12 protein-coding genes are annotated in these 15,953 nt (G+C 64.9%); 6 read left to right on the forward strand and 6 right to left on the reverse strand.

All coding sequences use genetic code 11. The annotated features are described in order from the left end of the window. Positions 1-14 precede the first annotated feature (14 nt). Positions 15-1,175 (reverse strand): aminotransferase class V-fold PLP-dependent enzyme, encoded by a 1,161-nt coding sequence (locus ACWHYV_RS01245; protein WP_447978851.1) that lies wholly within the window; start codon positions 1,173-1,175, stop codon positions 15-17. A gap of 164 nt (positions 1,176-1,339) precedes the next feature. Continuing rightward, positions 1,340-1,957, reverse strand: a complete 618-nt coding sequence (locus ACWHYV_RS01250) for a hypothetical protein (RefSeq protein WP_447978852.1) — start codon at positions 1,955-1,957, stop codon at positions 1,340-1,342. A 98-nt stretch (positions 1,958-2,055) separates the two neighbouring features. On the opposite strand from ACWHYV_RS01250, the gene ACWHYV_RS01255 reads away from it, so the two are divergent. After that, positions 2,056-2,751, forward strand: a complete 696-nt coding sequence (locus tag ACWHYV_RS01255; protein WP_447978853.1) for a DUF429 domain-containing protein — start codon at positions 2,056-2,058, stop codon at positions 2,749-2,751. Between the two features lie 56 nt (positions 2,752-2,807). Here ACWHYV_RS01255 and gcvP read toward each other — a convergent pair whose 3' ends face one another. Further along, positions 2,808-5,711: an aminomethyl-transferring glycine dehydrogenase gene (gcvP, locus tag ACWHYV_RS01260; RefSeq protein WP_447978854.1), complete on the reverse strand. Its 2,904-nt coding sequence runs from the start codon at positions 5,709-5,711 to the stop codon at positions 2,808-2,810. Between the two features lie 148 nt (positions 5,712-5,859). On the opposite strand from gcvP, the gene ACWHYV_RS01265 reads away from it, so the two are divergent. Continuing rightward, positions 5,860-7,515, forward strand: a complete 1,656-nt coding sequence (locus ACWHYV_RS01265) for an FAD-binding protein (protein WP_447978855.1) — start codon at positions 5,860-5,862, stop codon at positions 7,513-7,515. Positions 7,516-7,712: 197 nt separating this feature from the next. Here the strand turns inward: ACWHYV_RS01265 and ACWHYV_RS01270 are convergent, their stop codons facing one another. After that, on the reverse strand, positions 7,713-8,690 hold the full coding sequence (locus ACWHYV_RS01270; RefSeq protein ID WP_447978856.1) for a PEP-CTERM sorting domain-containing protein: 978 nt from the start codon (positions 8,688-8,690) through the stop codon (positions 7,713-7,715). A 306-nt stretch (positions 8,691-8,996) separates the two neighbouring features. Here ACWHYV_RS01270 and ACWHYV_RS01275 point away from each other — a divergent pair, with 306 nt between their 5' ends. The 3 genes from ACWHYV_RS01275 to ACWHYV_RS01285 all read left to right on the forward strand — a co-directional run bounded on the left by ACWHYV_RS01275 (position 8,997) and on the right by ACWHYV_RS01285 (position 12,772). Then, positions 8,997-9,671, forward strand: coding sequence for a response regulator (locus ACWHYV_RS01275; protein ID WP_447978857.1), 675 nt, complete (start codon positions 8,997-8,999; stop codon positions 9,669-9,671). A gap of 71 nt (positions 9,672-9,742) precedes the next feature. Then, a complete protein-coding gene (locus tag ACWHYV_RS01280; RefSeq protein WP_447978858.1) occupies positions 9,743-11,146 on the forward strand; it encodes a heavy metal sensor histidine kinase in 1,404 nt (467 codons plus the stop codon). A 93-nt stretch (positions 11,147-11,239) separates the two neighbouring features. Further along, positions 11,240-12,772: a DegQ family serine endoprotease gene (locus ACWHYV_RS01285; RefSeq protein ID WP_447978859.1), complete on the forward strand. Its 1,533-nt coding sequence runs from the start codon at positions 11,240-11,242 to the stop codon at positions 12,770-12,772. 78 nt (positions 12,773-12,850) lie between these two features. On the opposite strand, the gene rimO is transcribed toward ACWHYV_RS01285, so the two are convergent. After that, positions 12,851-14,281 (reverse strand): 30S ribosomal protein S12 methylthiotransferase RimO, encoded by a 1,431-nt coding sequence (gene rimO, locus ACWHYV_RS01290; RefSeq protein WP_447978860.1) that lies wholly within the window; start codon positions 14,279-14,281, stop codon positions 12,851-12,853. A 100-nt stretch (positions 14,282-14,381) separates the two neighbouring features. Here rimO and ACWHYV_RS01295 point away from each other — a divergent pair, with 100 nt between their 5' ends. Continuing rightward, a complete protein-coding gene (locus tag ACWHYV_RS01295; protein WP_447978861.1) occupies positions 14,382-14,915 on the forward strand; it encodes a gamma carbonic anhydrase family protein in 534 nt (177 codons plus the stop codon). On the opposite strand, the gene ACWHYV_RS01300 is transcribed toward ACWHYV_RS01295, so the two are convergent. After that, positions 14,912-15,637: a hypothetical protein gene (locus ACWHYV_RS01300; RefSeq protein ID WP_447978862.1), complete on the reverse strand. Its 726-nt coding sequence runs from the start codon at positions 15,635-15,637 to the stop codon at positions 14,912-14,914. The genes ACWHYV_RS01295 and ACWHYV_RS01300 overlap by 4 nt on opposite strands. Positions 15,638-15,953 lie beyond the last annotated feature (316 nt).

Here is a 15,953-nt window from a genome sequence, read left to right on the forward strand (position 1 = left end):
TCCGTCCGTCAGGTTCACCCGCTCATTGAGGGCCGTTTCTCTAACTCGCGGACGGCGGCGAGACACCGGTCGACTTCCTCGGGTGAGGTGACCAGACTCGGGGCCAGCCGGATATAGCGTGTCGCGTAGGGCGTGACGCTCGCCATGATACCCTGCCGGCGCAGGGCTTCGACCGCGTCTTCCGGCTTCCATCCCGCAAGTTCGAAGCAAGTAATGCCCGCCGAGAGCGTGCGGCTGCGTGGCGTCCGCAAGGTGACGCCGGGTAGCCGCTGCAATCCTTCCTTGAGCTGCTCGTTCAACGCGTGAATCCGCTCGGTCACGCGCGTCTTTCCGATCGCGAGATGGAAGCGAAAGGCTTCCGACAGGGCCCAGCGGTGCTCGAACGAATGAAACCCGCCCGGTGTCATGATCGCACCGATCGGCACGGGCTGCGGAGGAAGGTCTTCCATCCAGATCCGGTAGGCCGTCTCGTTGAAGGTGGGGATGATGGGGTTGGCGACCGGCCAGGCCTCGGGGCGTCCCCAGACCAGCCCGGTTCCTCTCGGTCCAAAGAGCCATTTGTGCGTGCCGGCCACGAAAAAGTCGCATCCGAGGTCCGGCAAGCGCACGTCTTCGACGCCGAGCCCGTGGACGCCGTCCACGCACAACACGATACGGTCGGCCTCGGCCCGCTTGGCATTCTCCCTTGCGAGGGCGTCGGCGATGTCCCGAATGGGAAGCTTCAGCCCGGTGCTGGAGTGGACCCAGGTCAGCGCCACCACACGGGTTTCGGGCCGCACCGCGTTCAGCAGCGTGTCCACGATCTCTTCTCGGGTCACCGCCATCAGGTCGCGATACAGCGCAATGCGCCGAAAGCGCGTGCCCGTCCGCTGCGCCCGGAGCCGAAGCGAGGTCTCGGTCGAGTAGTGATCGTGCACGGTGCTGAGGAGGTCCTGCCCGGCGCGCAGGGTCAGTCCCCCGTAGAGCAGGCCCAATCCCATCGTGGTACTGTCGGTCAGCGCGATATCACGTGGATCCACGCCCAGGTAGTCTCCGGCCGCGGTCAGCACCTCGGCTTCGAGGTGTTCGCTGTGGTCGAGCCAGTAGCCGATCGGATTCTCATCCAGCCCTCGTCGATGGCGGTCGATGGCCGCTCGAACGGAAGCGGGATGTGACGCCAGGAAGAAACAGGCCATGTGGATCAGCGTGGGGGAGAGCGGAAATGCGCTGCGGACCGCACCCCAGGAGTCCAGGCGACCGGGGTCTGCGGGGGATGCTGTGGCGCCGGCCCGGGGGGTGTGTGCTGCAAGGAGGCCAGAGGCCAAGCCCAGGCCTGTCCGAACGAGAAAGTCCCGCCGGGTCATGTCTTGGCTTCTTTGTCTCGGTCCTCGGAGCCGGAAGACAGGAAGTGAGTCGAGGCGGCCAGCTCATCGAGGAGCCCTTCGTAGGCCGCCAGCTCCGGCTTCGGCCCGGTGAACAAGAACAAGATCCCCTTGTCGTCGGGCCCGAAGAGCGCCAAGGCCACCCCGGTGTTCTCTCCGCTGTGATATCGCGCGGTCACGCGGGCCTCCGATCGCTTGGCCGATCCCACCGGATGCAGGACGTACCCCTCGTCGATCACCTGCGGCTCGTTCAGGTGCTCTTCCATGTCCTCGGGGCTGACGCCGTGCAGCAGCGCGATCAAACCAATCCCCGGCTGCTGTGGCGACTCCAAGTAAAGCGTCCGCGAACCGGGCGGCATCAGGCCGTACCAAGACGGCGGGAGCCTGAAGGTCACGCCCGACTCCTTGGCGAGGAGCTGGGTGCCGCCGCGGTAGTGCAAGCCCGGTTCGAGCTCCATCGTGCCGAGCACATCGGAGGAATCGTTCGTTCTCATGGCCCCCCAGCCCCCGGTCGGGGCGATGACGCCGAGTAGGAGGAGCGCCATCGCGAAGAGATGATGGATGCATCCCGCTAATGAGGGACGTGGCTGCGTCATGTTTTCATCGCGGTGGTCGTCGCCGGGCGCGTGGTCTCGTCCAACTCTGTCAGACTATACTGCGTTCCGGGTGACGATCCAAGAGGCGTCGGGTGTGGGTGGCGGGCGTTGACGGATGTCGGGACGGCTGGGTGGTGGCGCTGGCGGACGCCTCGACCCGGGTGCGGCTTCAGACAGTGATGTGTGCCCACTTCGAGGAGGTCTTGGCGCTTCCACAGACGCCGGCGGTCATCGTCGTCGATATCCCGATCGGCCTCTTGGAAAGTCCCGAGGCGGGCGGACGCCTATGCGACCGAGCGGCACGGCGCCTCCTGGGGCCGAGGCGCAACTCCGTGTTCACGCCGCCCCTCAGGCGCCAGCTCGCGGCTGCATGCTATGAAGACGTCCGCCGAGATGGAGTCAGTTGCCAAGCCTTTGGGCTGTTTCGAAAGATCCAAGAAGTCGACGCGGTGATGACAGCGGCGCTCCAGGGGCGGGTCTACGAGGGACATCCGGAGTTGGCGTTCCAGGCACTGGCCGGACGCCCGCTCGCCCACGCCAAGCGTCGACGGCCGGGTACTCTCGAACGGCTCGTTGCGCTGGCGCACGCACGCGACGTACAAGGACCAGGCAGCCTTGAAGAGCTGATGCAGATGCGTCGAGCCTTCACCGGACGGCGCCTCCAACCGGATGACCTGCTCGATGCCTCGGTGCTGGCGTGGACGGCCTTGCAGATCCTCCGTGGCCAGGCGTACTGCATCCCCTCGGACCCGCCCCGTGATGCGAAAGGGCTGACCATGGCGATCTGGTATTGAAAGAGAGGCCTGGCCGGCGGTGAGAACATCTCGAAGCGGGTCTCACGGCGACCCGGCTACTTCCCATAGTCGTCGACCGGAGGACAGGCGCACACGAGGTTCCGGTCGCCGTACGCGTTGTCGATGCGGGCGACGGCCGGCCAAAACTTCGTGGCTCGGACGTACGGCGCCGGAAACGCCGCGCGCTCGCGAGTGTATGGATGCAGCCACTCGGTCGCCGTCACTTCGTGGGCGGTGTGGGGAGCGTTCTTCAACGGGTTGTCCTCCCTCGGCAGCCGCCCATCCACGATGTCCTGAATCTCCTCACGGATCGCGATCATGGCGTCGCAGAATCGGTCCAACTCCGCTTTCGATTCGCTCTCGGTGGGCTCGATCATCAGCGTGCCGGCGACGGGAAACGACATGGTCGGCGCATGATAGCCGAAGTCCATGAGACGCTTGGCGATGTCATTGGCCTCGATCCCGGCGCTCTCTTTGAAGGGGCGGATGTCCACAATGAACTCGTGGGCGACGGTCCCGTGCTTGCCGGTGTAGAGCACGGGATAGTGCTTCTCCAGCCGCTTGGCCATGTAATTGGCGTTGAGGATGGCGACCTTGGTCGCTTTGGTGAGGCCGTCGCCGCCCATCAAGGCGATATAGACCCACGGGATCGCCAGGATGCTGGCGCTCCCATAAGGCGCGGCGGAAATCGGGCCGATCGAATGCTTGCCGCCGAGCTTCGTCACCGGATGACCGGGCAGGAACGGCGCGAGGTGTGGGGCGACCCCGATGGGACCCATGCCCGGTCCGCCTCCACCGTGCGGGATGCAGAAGGTCTTGTGCAGATTGAGGTGACACACGTCGGCCCCGATGTCGCCCGGCCGACAGAGGCCCACTTGCGCGTTCATGTTCGCGCCGTCCATGTAGACTTGGCCGCCGCTGGCGTGGACGAGGTCGCAGATCCGCCGCACCCCTTCCTCGAACACGCCGTGGGTCGAGGGGTAGGTGATCATCAAGGCCGCCAGCCGCTCGCGGTGCGTCCGGGCCTTCGCCTCCAGATCCGTGAGGTCGATGTTGCCGTGGTCGTCGCACGCCACCGGGATCACCGTGAGGCCGGCGATGACCGCACTGGCCGGATTCGTGCCGTGTGCGGAGGTCGGGATCAAGCAGATGTTCCGCTGCGCTTGCCCGCGGGATTCGTGGTACGCGCGAATGACCATCAGCCCCGCGTACTCCCCTTGCGAGCCGGCGTTGGGCTGCAGGGACACCGCGGCGAATCCCGTGATCTCCTGGAGCCACCCCTCGAGCTGCGAGCACAGATCCTGATAGCCCATGGTTTGCTCGTCGGGTGCAAACGGATGAATGCGGCTGAAGCCCTTCCAGGTGACGGGGATCATCTCGACCGTGGCGTTCAGCTTCATCGTGCAGGACCCGAGTGGGATCATCGAATGGACGAGCGACAGGTCGCGGGCCTGCAGCCGGTGGAGGTAGCGGAGCATCTCGTGCTCCGAGTGATATCGGTTGAACACCTCGTGGGTCAGGTATCGGCTGCTCCGCCTGAAATCGGCGGGAAAGTCCAGGGTGACCTGCTCCGCCAAGCGCTCGACGGTGAACGGGACCGGCTGCCCTCCGGCGAAGACCTCCCAGAGCGCCTGGACCTCGGCGGCCGTCGTGAGCTCATCGAGCGCGATGCCGATCGAGCCGTCGTCGAACCGCCGTAAGTTCATCCGGCGCTCGTTCGCCCGGGCAAGGATCCGATCCGTGGATTGATTGGCGGTCTGCGCCCCGGGCCAGACATGGATGGTGTCGAAGAACGTTTCCGACCCGAGCGTGTGTCCGATCCGGCGCAGGCCCTCGCCCAAGAGGACGGCCAGGGCGTGGATGCGCTCGGCGATTCGTCTCAGTCCCTCCGGCCCGTGATAGACGGCATACATGCTGGCCATGACGGCGAGCAGCACCTGCGCCGTACAAATGTTGCTGGTCGCCTTCTCGCGCCGGATGTGTTGCTCGCGCGTCTGGAGCGTCAGACGGTAGGCCGGCCGGCCGGCCGCATCCTTGGACAGCCCGACGAGGCGCCCCGGGAGTTGGCGCACGTACTCCTGTTTGGTGGACATGAAGGCCGCGTGAGGCCCGCCGAAACCCAGCGGGACGCCGAAACGTTGGCTCGACCCCACCGCGATGTCGGCGCCCACCTCGCCCGGAGGGCGGAGCAGCGTCAGGGCCAGGAGGTCGGTGGCGACCACGGCGAGCGCCCCCGCTTCATGCGCCCGGTCGATGACCGTCCGGTAATCTTCGATGCGGCCATCGGTGGCGGGGTACTGCAGCAGGAGACCGAACAAGTTCTGGCCGCCGAAGTCCGCACTGTCCGGCCGGCCGAAGAGGAGGGTGATGCCGAGTGGCTTGGCGCGTGTCTCCAACACGGCGATGGTTTGCGGGTGACAATTGTCGGCGACAAAAAATCCGTTCCGCTCGGCGGAGGCCTCTCGATTGGCGATCCGGTGCGCCATCGCCATCGCCTCCGCGGCGGCCGTCGCTTCATCGAGAAGGGAGGCGTTGGCGAGAGGGAGGCCGGTGAGATCGGCGACCATGGTCTGAAAGTTGAGCAGCGCTTCCAGCCGGCCCTGCGAAATTTCCGGCTGGTAGGGGGTGTACTGGGTATACCACCCGGGATTCTCGAGGATGTTGCGTTGGATGACCGGCGGGGTCGGGCAGTCGTAGTAGCCCATGCCGATGAAGGAGCGAAAGATCTTGTTCCGGTCGTGCAGCGCCCGGAGTTGTGCGAGCACGTCGTGCTCGCCGCGATGAGGGCCGAGATTCAGCGGGCGGCGGAGTCGGATGTCCTCGGGAACGGTGGCGTCGATGAGGGCGTCCAGCGAGTGGAATCCGAGCGTCGCCAGCATCTCTTGAATGTCGGCGTCGGTCGGCCCCACATGGCGGCCGACGAACGTGTCCGAGGGGCTCAGGATCTCGTGTGGGTTCATGCCGTCTCCTGTAGCGTGCGGTCCAGCGATCGTTCCCATTGTGCCTGCCCGGCCGAGGTGAAGCAAGGCCCTTGCGAGGCTGGGCCGCGATGCGCGATGATGCGCTCACCACACGGTCCAGTTGCGAGATCGCCATGGCTCTTGCTGCATGAAATTGCACGATCTGCTCATCGTCGGCGCCGGGCTCGCCGGTATGCGAGCGGCGCTCGCGGCCCCTCCGTCCCTGGACATCGCGGTCCTCTCGAAGGTTCATCCGGTTCGCAGCCATTCCGTCGCCGCCCAAGGCGGCATCAACGCGGCCTTGGGGGAGAACGATTCGTGGGAAGCGCACGCCCTCGATACCGCCAAAGGCGGGCTGTATCTGGGCGATCAGGATGCGATCGAGGCCATGTGCCGGGAGGCCCCCGGGGACATCCTCGATCTGGAGCGAATGGGCGTGATCTTCAGCCGAGACGAGCACGGCCGGATCGCGCAACGTCCCTTCGGCGGCGCCGGCTTTCCACGAACCTGCTACGCGGCCGACCGCACCGGCCATGCGATCCTGCATGCCATGTACGAACAGCTCATGAAGCGCGGGATCGCAGTGTACGAAGAATGGTACGCGACCTCCTTGATCGTCGAGGACGGCGTCTGTCGCGGAGTGGTCGCCTGGGATCTGCTTCACGGCGGCGTGCACGTCCTTCCGGCCAAAGCCGTCCTGCTCGCGACGGGGGGGAGCGGCCGGGTGTTCCTCACGAGCACGAACGCGGTCATCAACACCGGGGACGGCATGGCGTTGGCGTACCGAGCGGGGGCCCCGCTCGAGGACATGGAATTCGTCCAGTTCCACCCCACGACGCTCAAGGACACCGGCATTCTGATCACCGAAGGGGCGCGCGGCGAAGGCGGCTATCTGCTGAACACGCTCGGCGAGCGCTTCATGAAGGACTATGCGCCCGAGCAGATGGAGCTGGCCACGCGTTCCACGGTGTCGCTCGCCATCGGCAAGGAGATCCTCGAGGGGCGCGGGGTGGACGGCTGCGTGCTGCTCGATCTTCGGCATCTCGGGCGGCAACGGATCCTCGAGCGGCTGCCGCAGATCCGTGAGCTGGCGATCGAGTTTGCCGGCGTGGATCCGATTGAAAGCCCGATCCCGGTTCGGCCCGGCGCCCACTATCAGATGGGCGGGGTGCGGACAAACCAATGGGGCGAGACCGAGATTCCCGGTCTCTATGCGGCCGGGGAGGTGGCCTGCGTGAGCGTGCACGGGGCGAATCGATTGGGCGGCAATTCCCTGCTCGAAACGATCGTGTTCGGCCGTCGCGCCGGCATGCGGGCGGGCGAGTATGCCTCCGGCGTGTCTCCGTGCGTGCCGTCGTGCGCGAGCCTGGAGCGCGACGAAGCGCGGATCAAGAGGTTATTGGGCAATGCCGGCCCGGAACGGGCGTGGCAGCTACGGGAGGAGCTGGGCAAGACGTTGAGCCAGAACCTCGGGATTTTTCGCACGAAGGCCTCGATGACCGCCGCACTGGAGAAGGTTCAGGAGCTCAAGGTCAGGGCCAAGCGGGTGCTGCTCCAGGATCACGGTCGGGTCTTCAACTCGGATCTCATCCAAGCCCTCGAGCTGGACTCTTTGCTCGATGTCGCTGAAACCATCGTCGCGGGCGCGCTGGCCCGTCAGGAAAGCCGTGGCGCCCACTATCGCTCGGATTTTCCCGCGAGAGACGACGCCAACTGGCTCAAACACACGCTGGCTCGCTACACCCCCGACGGGCCCCGCCTGTCGGAGGCCCCGGTCACGATCACCCGATTTCCACCCAAGTAGGCTCGCAACCAAATCCGCGATGCCGTGTCCGGCCGACTGCCCCGGCGACGGAGCCGGCTCACAAAGAGGAGCCGAGAAGCAGTCATGTCCGGCGAGGCCAGGGGCAGGCACGCGTGGGCTGTGAGGGGCGTAACGATCGCAGCGCCCCTCCCCGGTTTGACCGGGGAGGGGCGCCGTGTGAGAGGAAGGCCGCCTGCTTATCCGCGCTTGCGCAAACGCCAGGCTGCCACACCGGCCAGACCGGAGCCCAACAAGAGGACGGTCGCAGGCTCCGGCACGTTGCCACCGGGTGGCGGAGGACAGGGGGGCTGACCAGGCAGGCCGCATTGAATCAGGCCGCCCCTGCCGGTCCCGATAATCATGTTCAAGCCGTCGCCATCGAGCGCCAGGACGGAAAGCCCGCCCAGGTTGCCGGTGAAGTTGCTGTGACAGGGACCGGCATTGGCATCGATGTCGGAATTGCTGAGACCGGGGAACGCCGCGATACCGGCGGCGGTCAAGGTTGCGCCCGATGAGTTGCAGCCATCCACGTTGGCGACGCCGGGCAACAGCGCGCTGAGCCAGCCGTAGGCGGTCTCACCCGAGCCGTGGGCCATCAACCCGCCGCCGGAGGCCACGAAGTCGTTGATGGCGGCGGCATTGTTGGTGAGCGCCACACCCTCATCGAAGTCCAGGTCGTTTGGAGCGTCGGTCCCGGCGATCCACAAGATGCTGGGGTTGACCGTACCGGCCGCCAGATCGGTGAAGAACTGGTTGATGGCGGTGTCCCCATCGTAATAATTGACCGTCAGGCCGAGGTTCAGCGCCGCCGAGCCGATGGCTGCTCCGGCGCCGCCGCCTTCGAAATTGGGACTTTCATCCGCCGACCCGAGCGCGGCGATATTGACCGTGATCGGCCCCGGCCTGGTTTGGTTGGTGTTCAGGTTGGCGATGGCCTTTTCAATGTACAACCATCCCTCAACGTTCAGGCCGCCGACGCGATTTCCATGATCGGTCAGATCATCGCCGCCGAGAATCACGGGCCCGGCAAAGACTGGACCGGAAGCACAGACGGCCAGCGTCAACAGACCCGCGCCGAAGAGTCTTTTGAGTATGGTCAGATGCATATCGACCTCCGTTGGAGAAGAAGACAAGAGGAACGGTGATGGATGAATGCTAAGCAACTCCGAGTCCACCTGCTTGATCCTCCTAACTATGTGGAATTGCTAGCCGACTAGGTGCATGCCCATCGCATGGCGTCTTACGTTCTGTAAAAGGTTTCGACACGTGGGCTGGAGCTCATACGACCTCGGTCGGATACGGTCTAGGAATCAATCTCTTGAAGGAGCTCGACCGGTGTCGAAATATTTAACAGGCTACGTGGTTGACCATAGCACAAAGCATGACAGGCCCATCATACTCTCGCGGGACCGCCGTGAGCCGGGTGCGGCAGGTCACTCTCAGGAAGTCGCTCTGTTATAATCCCGCGAAAGTCCAAGACGATGCGGATCCTCGTTGTCGAAGACGAAGTCAAGGTCGCCTCATTCATTAGGAAGGCGCTTGAGGAGGAAAGCTATGCGGTGGATGTCGCCCACGACGGTGAGCAGGGCCTGGATCTCGCCTTGGAAGGCGTCTATGACCTCGTGATTCTCGACGTGATGCTTCCCAAGGTGTCCGGCCTGGAGATCCTGGAGCGACTGCGGCGCGCGAAGATCAAGAGCCCCGTGCTGATTCTCACGGCGCGAGCCCGATTGGATCAAAAAGTCAAAGGCTTGGATGCGGGGGCGGATGACTATCTCACCAAACCGTTCGCCATCGAAGAGCTGTTGGCCAGGGTGCGGGCCTTGCTGCGGCGAGGCGGTGGCGAGGCTGCGGGAATCCTCCAGATCGAGGATCTGGTTTTGAACCCCGCAACCCGTGAGGTGACGCGAGGAGGACAACGGATCGACTTGACCGCGAAGGAATACGCGCTCCTGGAGTACCTGATGCGCAACACCGGCCGTGTCCTGAGTCGACCCATGATCGCCGAGCACGTGTGGAATCTCGATTTCGATACCTTCACGAACGTCATCGACGTCTACGTCAGTTACTTGCGCAACAAGATCGATCGCGGGCGCGAGCGCAAGCTGATCCACACCGTCCGCGGCAGCGGGTATGTGCTGAAGGCGGAAGGTTGAGGTTGAGGCTAAGGTTAAGTTTTTATCCTGCTTTCGCTCAACCTGAACCCCAACCTTAACCTGTTTTTCCTATGTCCCTTCGCGTTCGACTCACCTTGTGGTATGGAACGGCGCTGGCCGGCATCCTGATCCTGTTGGGCACCGCGCTCTACGGAGCCCTGGCCACGGCGCTCAAGGAGCAGGTCGATCGCTCGTTGGAAGAAGCGGCCTCGGTCGCCATCCGCTCCCTCGAAGAGCGGCGGTTTGGTCCCTTCTTGCTCTTCGACGACCTGTCGGCCGACTTCCCCGAGCTGGCCGTCCTGGACAAGTTCTTTCAGATCTTCGGGCCGAGCGGCAGGATCACGATTCAATCCCCCAACATCGGCAGCCGCGATATTCCGCTGAGCGAAACGGCGCTGCGCGCCGCGTTCGAGGGCAAGACGACGTTCGAGTCCGCCCGGTTCCCCGGTGAGCCGCCGCTGCGATTGATCTCGGTGCCCATTCAGCACGGCGGCACGCTCGTCAACATCGTGCAGGTCGGCACCTCGCTGCGGCCCGAGGAGGAGATGCTGCACCACTTGCTCGTGATCCTCATGATCGCCATGCCCGTGGCAGTGCTGCTGTCGCTCGGCGGCGGCTGGTTCCTCGCCGGCCGCGCCCTCCGACCCGTCGGCGCGATCACCGCTGCGGCCCAACGCATCGCGGCCGGTGATTTGACCCAGCGGTTGACTCTGCCGCCCGTGCAGGACGAAATCGGCCGCCTTGCCGCAACGTTCAACGAGATGATCGCGCGGTTGGAAGCCTCGTTCAAACAGGTGCGGCAGTTCACGACGGACGCTTCCCATGAGCTGCGAACGCCCCTGACGGTCCTCAAGGGAGAAGCGGAGCTGGCGCTCCGCCGTCCACGCTCAGCCGAGGACTATCGAGTCGTGCTGGAAAGCGGTCTGGAGGAGATCGATCGTATGAGCCGGATCGTCGAGGAGCTCCTGTTCCTGTCCCGCGCCGACCTCGGGGAAATCACGCTGGAGTCCCGGCCGGTCCGTGTGGACACGCTCCTGGACGACTTGCGGCGTCAGGCGGACGTGTTAGGGCAGGAACGGGACGTTCGCATCGTGATGTCCGCGCTGGAACCGGTCACGGTGCTCGGTGACGAGATGCGTTTGCATGAGTTGTTCTTGAATCTGCTCGACAATGCCGTCAAGTACTCGTATCCCGGCGGTCGGGTGGAGCTGGGGCTGTCCTCGACGAGAGATACCGTCCGCGTCACGGTCGAAGACCATGGCATCGGGATCGCTCCCGGTGAGCAGCGGCACATCTTCGATCGCTTCTACCGAACCGATGCCGCCCGTGCGCACGCGAAGAAAGGCACGGGCCTCGGTCTGGCCATCTGCAAATGGATCGTGGAGGCGCATGGCGGCTGCGTCACGGTCCAGAGCGAACCCGGCAAAGGCTCGGTCTTCACGGTGACGCTCCCCCGTGCCCCCCGGCATGATTAGCCGCTTTTAATCCACCGCTAATGCTCTTCTTAGCTTCCGTTGCTACGGTACGGGTAGCAACACGGCCGTGTGCCGAGCGTGAAGGAGGGAGCTATGAGAACGGTGTTTCAGGATCGATGGACAAAGATTGCGACATGGGCGGCGGCGCTCGTCCTGCTCGCATCGGGAGGGATGCTGGCCGCCAATCTGCCCGGTCTGCCGGCGGGAGCAGTCGCGGCACCCGTCGCGCAGACCAGCCCCACGGGGACCGAGATCGCCCCGGGGTTTCCGGAGGTCGCCAAAGCGGTGCGTCCGGCGGTGGTCAATATCACCCCGGCCAAGACGCTCGTGCGCGAGGAGAAGAGCCGCGAGGGCCGCGACTCGCGCGACCCACGCGATCGCACGGAGGAGTTTTTCGGCTTCGAGTTGCCGAAGCCGTTCTTCGGCCCCAAGCCCGGTCCGTTCGAGCGCTTTCCGTTCGGAGAGCGTGGGCCGCACCGCGGCGGCATGGGCTCGGGCGTCATCATCACCCCGGACGGCTACATCATCACCAACAACCACGTGGTGGAGGGGGCCAAGGAGGTCCACGTGACGCTGCCGGACAAGCGAGAGTTCACCGGCAAGGTGGTGGGCACGGATCCGAAGACGGATCTCGCCGTGGTGAAGATCGAGGGCCGCGATCTGCCGTTCGTCCCCTGGGGGGACTCCTCGAAACTGCAGGTCGGTGAGTACGTCCTGGCCGTCGGCAATCCGTTCGGGTTGAATTCGACGGTGACCCTCGGGATCGTCAGCGCGTTGGGACGCGGCCGGATGGGCATCACCCAGTACGAGGACTTCATTCAGACGGATGCGGCCATCAACCCGGGTAACTCCGGCGGAGCGCTGGTCAACACGAAGGGGGAGCTGATCGGCATCAACACGGCGATCTTCTCCCAAACCGGCGGCTACCAAGGCGTGGGCTTCGCGGTCCCCACCAGCATGGCGAAGCCGGTCTTCGAAAGCCTCGTGAAAACGGGGCGGGTCGTCCGCGGGTATCTCGGTGTGGCCATCCAGGACATCAACCAGGACCTGGCGCAGTCCTTCGGCTTGAAGGAGACCAAGGGGGCGTTGGTCAGCGATGTGACGGCCGACAGTCCGGCGGAGAAAGGCGGGTTGAAGCAGGGTGACGTGATCATCGAGTACCAGGGGACGCCCATCGAGGAGCCGGCGACCCTACAGCGCGCGGTGACCCGCACCCCGGTGGGCACGACGGCCACGCTCAAGGTCCTCCGCGACGGCCGTGCGAAAGAGATCACGGTGACGGTCGCCGAACAGCCGGATACGGTGAAGATGGCCAAGGCGGAGTCGGAGGGCGACGACGGAACGGCGTTGGCCGGCCTCGAGGTTCAACCGCTCGATCGCAAGACCGCCCGCGAATTGGGGCTCAGCGACAAGATCACCGGGGTGGTCGTCACCGGGGTGGAGCCGGGCAGCCCCGCCCAGGAGGCGGGATTGCGCGAAGGCGACGTCATCCAAGAGATCAATCGGGAGCCGATCAAGTCCGTGAAGGACTATGAGAAGAAGGCCTCGTCGCTGAAGAAGGATGAGCCGGCGCTGTTTCTCATCAATCGCCGCGGCATGTCGCTGTTCGTGACCGTGAGGGTCTAGTGGAGCCGCGACGACCGACGGATCGGCGGTATTACTGCCGGAAGTCGAAGGCCTGGGCCCGGGCGGCGCGGCGCCTCGTCATCCTTCGATGTGCCCCACGAGGTCGTCGGCCCAGGCGTCGGTGATCCTTGCTTTGGCCAGCTCGCCGGGACGCAGCTCCGCTGCGCCCCGGCGAGGCTTTTTGAGGTGGATGAGCGGGGACGGCGCCTCCACGACATCGTTGATGTACACCACTCCGTCGATCGCGGGCGCCTGGCCTTCATGCCGGGCGGCCAGCAGGAGATCGGACTCCTCGGAGGGGCCTTCGATCATGACTTCGAGCGTGCTGCCGATCCGGGCTCGATTTTTCTTGAGCGCGATGGATTCCTGAAGCGCGACCAGCTCCTCCCGCCTGGCTTCCATGACGCCTCGGTCGACCTTCCTGGTCAGGTCGGCCGCTCCGGTCCCTTCTTCGTCCGAATAAAGAAAGATCGCCACCCGATCAAAGGCCATCTCGGCGAGGTACGCACGCAGCTCGGCGAAGTCCCGTTCGGTTTCGCCCGGAAACCCGACGATGAACGCCGTCCGGAAGGTCAGCCCCGGAATGCGGGTCCGGAGGCGCTCGACCAGGCCGGTGATGAAGCGTTTGTCGCCGAGCCGGCGCATCCGCTTGAGCACCGCAGCGCTGATGTGCTGGAGCGGCATGTCGACGTATTTTGCGATCTTCTCGTGGCCGGCGTACAGGTCGATCAGGCCCTCGTCGACCTGCTGCGGGTAGAGGTAGAAGGGGCGGATCCAGCGAAGGCCCTTAATCGTGACCAATTCCTCGAGGAGCTTCGTCAACGCGTGTCGTATGCCGAGATCCGCGCCGTAGTTGATCGTGTCTTGGGAAATGAGGTTCAGCTCACGGACGCCTTCCTCCGCCAAGCGCCGCGCTTCTTCGACGATCGAGGCGATCGGCCGGCTCCGCTGCTTTCCGCGCATCAGCGGAATCGCGCAGAAGGCGCACTGACGGTTACAGCCCTCGGCGATCTTGACGTACGCCGAGTGCGCCGCGCCGATTCGCATGCGGGGCGTGCGCGCATCGTACAGATAGGGCGGTGGCCCTGCCCAGACGCGTTCGGTGGTCTGCGGCCGGTGCAACAGCCGCCGGGTAATCTCGGCGATGCGCCCGATCTCACCGGTTCCCACCACCCCGTCGAGCTCGGGCAATTCCTTTAGCAGCTCGCCTTGATACCGTTGGGCCAGACATCCGGCCGCGATGAGCACCTTGCATGCACCGGATTTCTTGAGCTCGCCGTACTCGATGATCGCATTGATCGATTCTCGTTTGGCTTCTTCGATGAACCCGCACGTGTTCACGATGACGACCTGGGCGCGTTCGGCGTCGCTCGTCAGTTCGAACCCGTCCTGGGCCAGCCCCCCCAGCATGACCTCGGCATCGACCTGATTCTTGGTGCACCCGAGATTGACGAAGCCGACCGTGGTCTTCCCTTCCAAGGGCAGCACGTGGAGCGTCTTGCGCGGCATGGCGATCAGCCTACAGGACGGAGAAAACGCGTGTCAATGCAGGCCCATCAGGAAGTCGCCGGTGCTTGATTGCGATCCGTCTTTCTCTTAGAGTGGCGACATGATCCGAACGTTCCAAGGGATCGCGCCCACGATCGCCCAGACCGCGTTCGTCGATGACACGGCGGTGATCATCGGAGACGTCGTGATCGGCGAGGAGTCGAGTATCTGGTTCAACTCCGTGATCCGAGGCGACGTCCACTTCATCCGAATCGGGAGCCGGACGAACGTCCAGGATCTCTGTGTGGTCCACGTGACGCATGAGACGCATCCGACCGTGATCGGCGATGACGTGACGATCGGCCATCGGGTCGTGCTCCACGGGTGTACGGTCAAGGACCGGGTCCTCGTCGGCATGGGCGCGATCATCATGGACGGGGCCGTCATCGGGGAGGACTCGATCGTCGGCGCGGGCGCGCTGGTGACCGAAGGGACGATCGTACCGCCGAAGAGCGTGATTGTCGGGACGCCGGCGAAGGTCAAGCGCGCCGCCACGGAGGCTGAGTTGGTCTGGCTCCGGGAATCGGCCGGCAATTACGTCCGCTATGCCAAGCAGTACCTGGCGGGGCCGCCCCGCGCTCGCGTCGGTTTCTAGACGGCTCGCCGCGTTCTCGTGCCGGCCGGCGGCCGTCCGATTCTGATCAGGCACACCGGATCCTCGACGAGCGCGGTCGGATACCGTTCCCGTCCCACGTCATAGGGGACTCCGGCCAGACCGCACCACTCGGCGATCCAGCAGAGTTCCTCGACCGACGTCGAGACCAGGGCGGGCGGCGAGAGCTTTCGCAGGCAGGCATTGACCAACGTTCTGACCGCCGTGCGCTCTCGCTCGAATCGACGGGCGTCGAACAGAGCCGGATGAGCGCGGCCGTAGGAGAGCGCTGAGAGCTCGGGAAAACGTTCGGGATCGTTCAGCACGCTGACGATCCAGAGGTGATCGAACGAGCCCCGCGCCGACGCGGCATCCCCGGGGACGACGCGGAAGGGCAGCCCCGCGCAGGCCTCATTCAGCACGTCGACCTCGGCGGCCCGCAGGTTGAAGGGGTGGACGGTCCGCTTCAACTGAAGCGTCTCCATCACGAGCAGCGGGAGCTCCGCGACACCGGCGCCGACGTACAGGCTTCGGCCCCGGGGCTGGAGCCGCCCCAGCAGTACGTTCGCGAGATCGACGCCGGCTTGCTCACATGGGCCGCGTCGATCCCTCCAGAACGCCTCCCCGCCTTCGTCACAATAGATCGGTGCGAGCTCGTGGTAGTCCAGCCGGTCGAAGACCCTGCGGACCGCCGCGCGGACTCGTCGGGTGAGGCGCCTGTCCATGTCGAGCTCCTGTGCGGCGAGCACGATGTCTCAGAGCGGACAGGCTGTCAAGTGAGGCCGCACCGCGATCCCGGTCGATGGCCTGAGCATTTCTTTTGCTGACGCATCGAGCCGACGGGGCTCAGCGGCCAACAACATGTGGACCTGACCCCGCTGTTGAACGCATCGCGTCACGTTGGATCGCATCGTGGACGGGTACCGCCTCTTGGGTGAGCGACGTGACGGCGTGATGAAGGTCGCGGTCGTGGCCTGATCCGCGCGCCCACGTGAGCGCCATAGGGGGAACCACCGATTTACAGTCCCGGAGCAGTAGAGT

The sequence above is a fragment of the Candidatus Nitrospira bockiana genome (assembly GCF_965152565.1).

Bases quoted from the DNA above. Each gene is read 5' to 3' on its own strand.
- ACWHYV_RS01245 (WP_447978851.1), bottom strand. From the start codon at position 1,175: ATGGCCTGTTTCTTCCTGGCGTCACATCCCGCTTCCGTTCGAGCGGCC.
- ACWHYV_RS01250 (WP_447978852.1), bottom strand. From the start codon at position 1,957: ATGACGCAGCCACGTCCCTCATTAGCGGGATGCATCCATCATCTCTTC.
- gcvP (WP_447978854.1), bottom strand. From the start codon at position 5,711: ATGAACCCACACGAGATCCTGAGCCCCTCGGACACGTTCGTCGGCCGC.
- ACWHYV_RS01265 (WP_447978855.1), top strand. From the start codon at position 5,860: ATGAAATTGCACGATCTGCTCATCGTCGGCGCCGGGCTCGCCGGTATG.
- ACWHYV_RS01275 (WP_447978857.1), top strand. From the start codon at position 8,997: ATGCGGATCCTCGTTGTCGAAGACGAAGTCAAGGTCGCCTCATTCATT.
- ACWHYV_RS01280 (WP_447978858.1), top strand. From the start codon at position 9,743: ATGTCCCTTCGCGTTCGACTCACCTTGTGGTATGGAACGGCGCTGGCC.
- ACWHYV_RS01285 (WP_447978859.1), top strand. From the start codon at position 11,240: ATGAGAACGGTGTTTCAGGATCGATGGACAAAGATTGCGACATGGGCG.
- rimO (WP_447978860.1), bottom strand. From the start codon at position 14,281: ATGCCGCGCAAGACGCTCCACGTGCTGCCCTTGGAAGGGAAGACCACG.
- ACWHYV_RS01295 (WP_447978861.1), top strand. From the start codon at position 14,382: ATGATCCGAACGTTCCAAGGGATCGCGCCCACGATCGCCCAGACCGCG.
- ACWHYV_RS01300 (WP_447978862.1), bottom strand. From the start codon at position 15,637: ATGGACAGGCGCCTCACCCGACGAGTCCGCGCGGCGGTCCGCAGGGTC.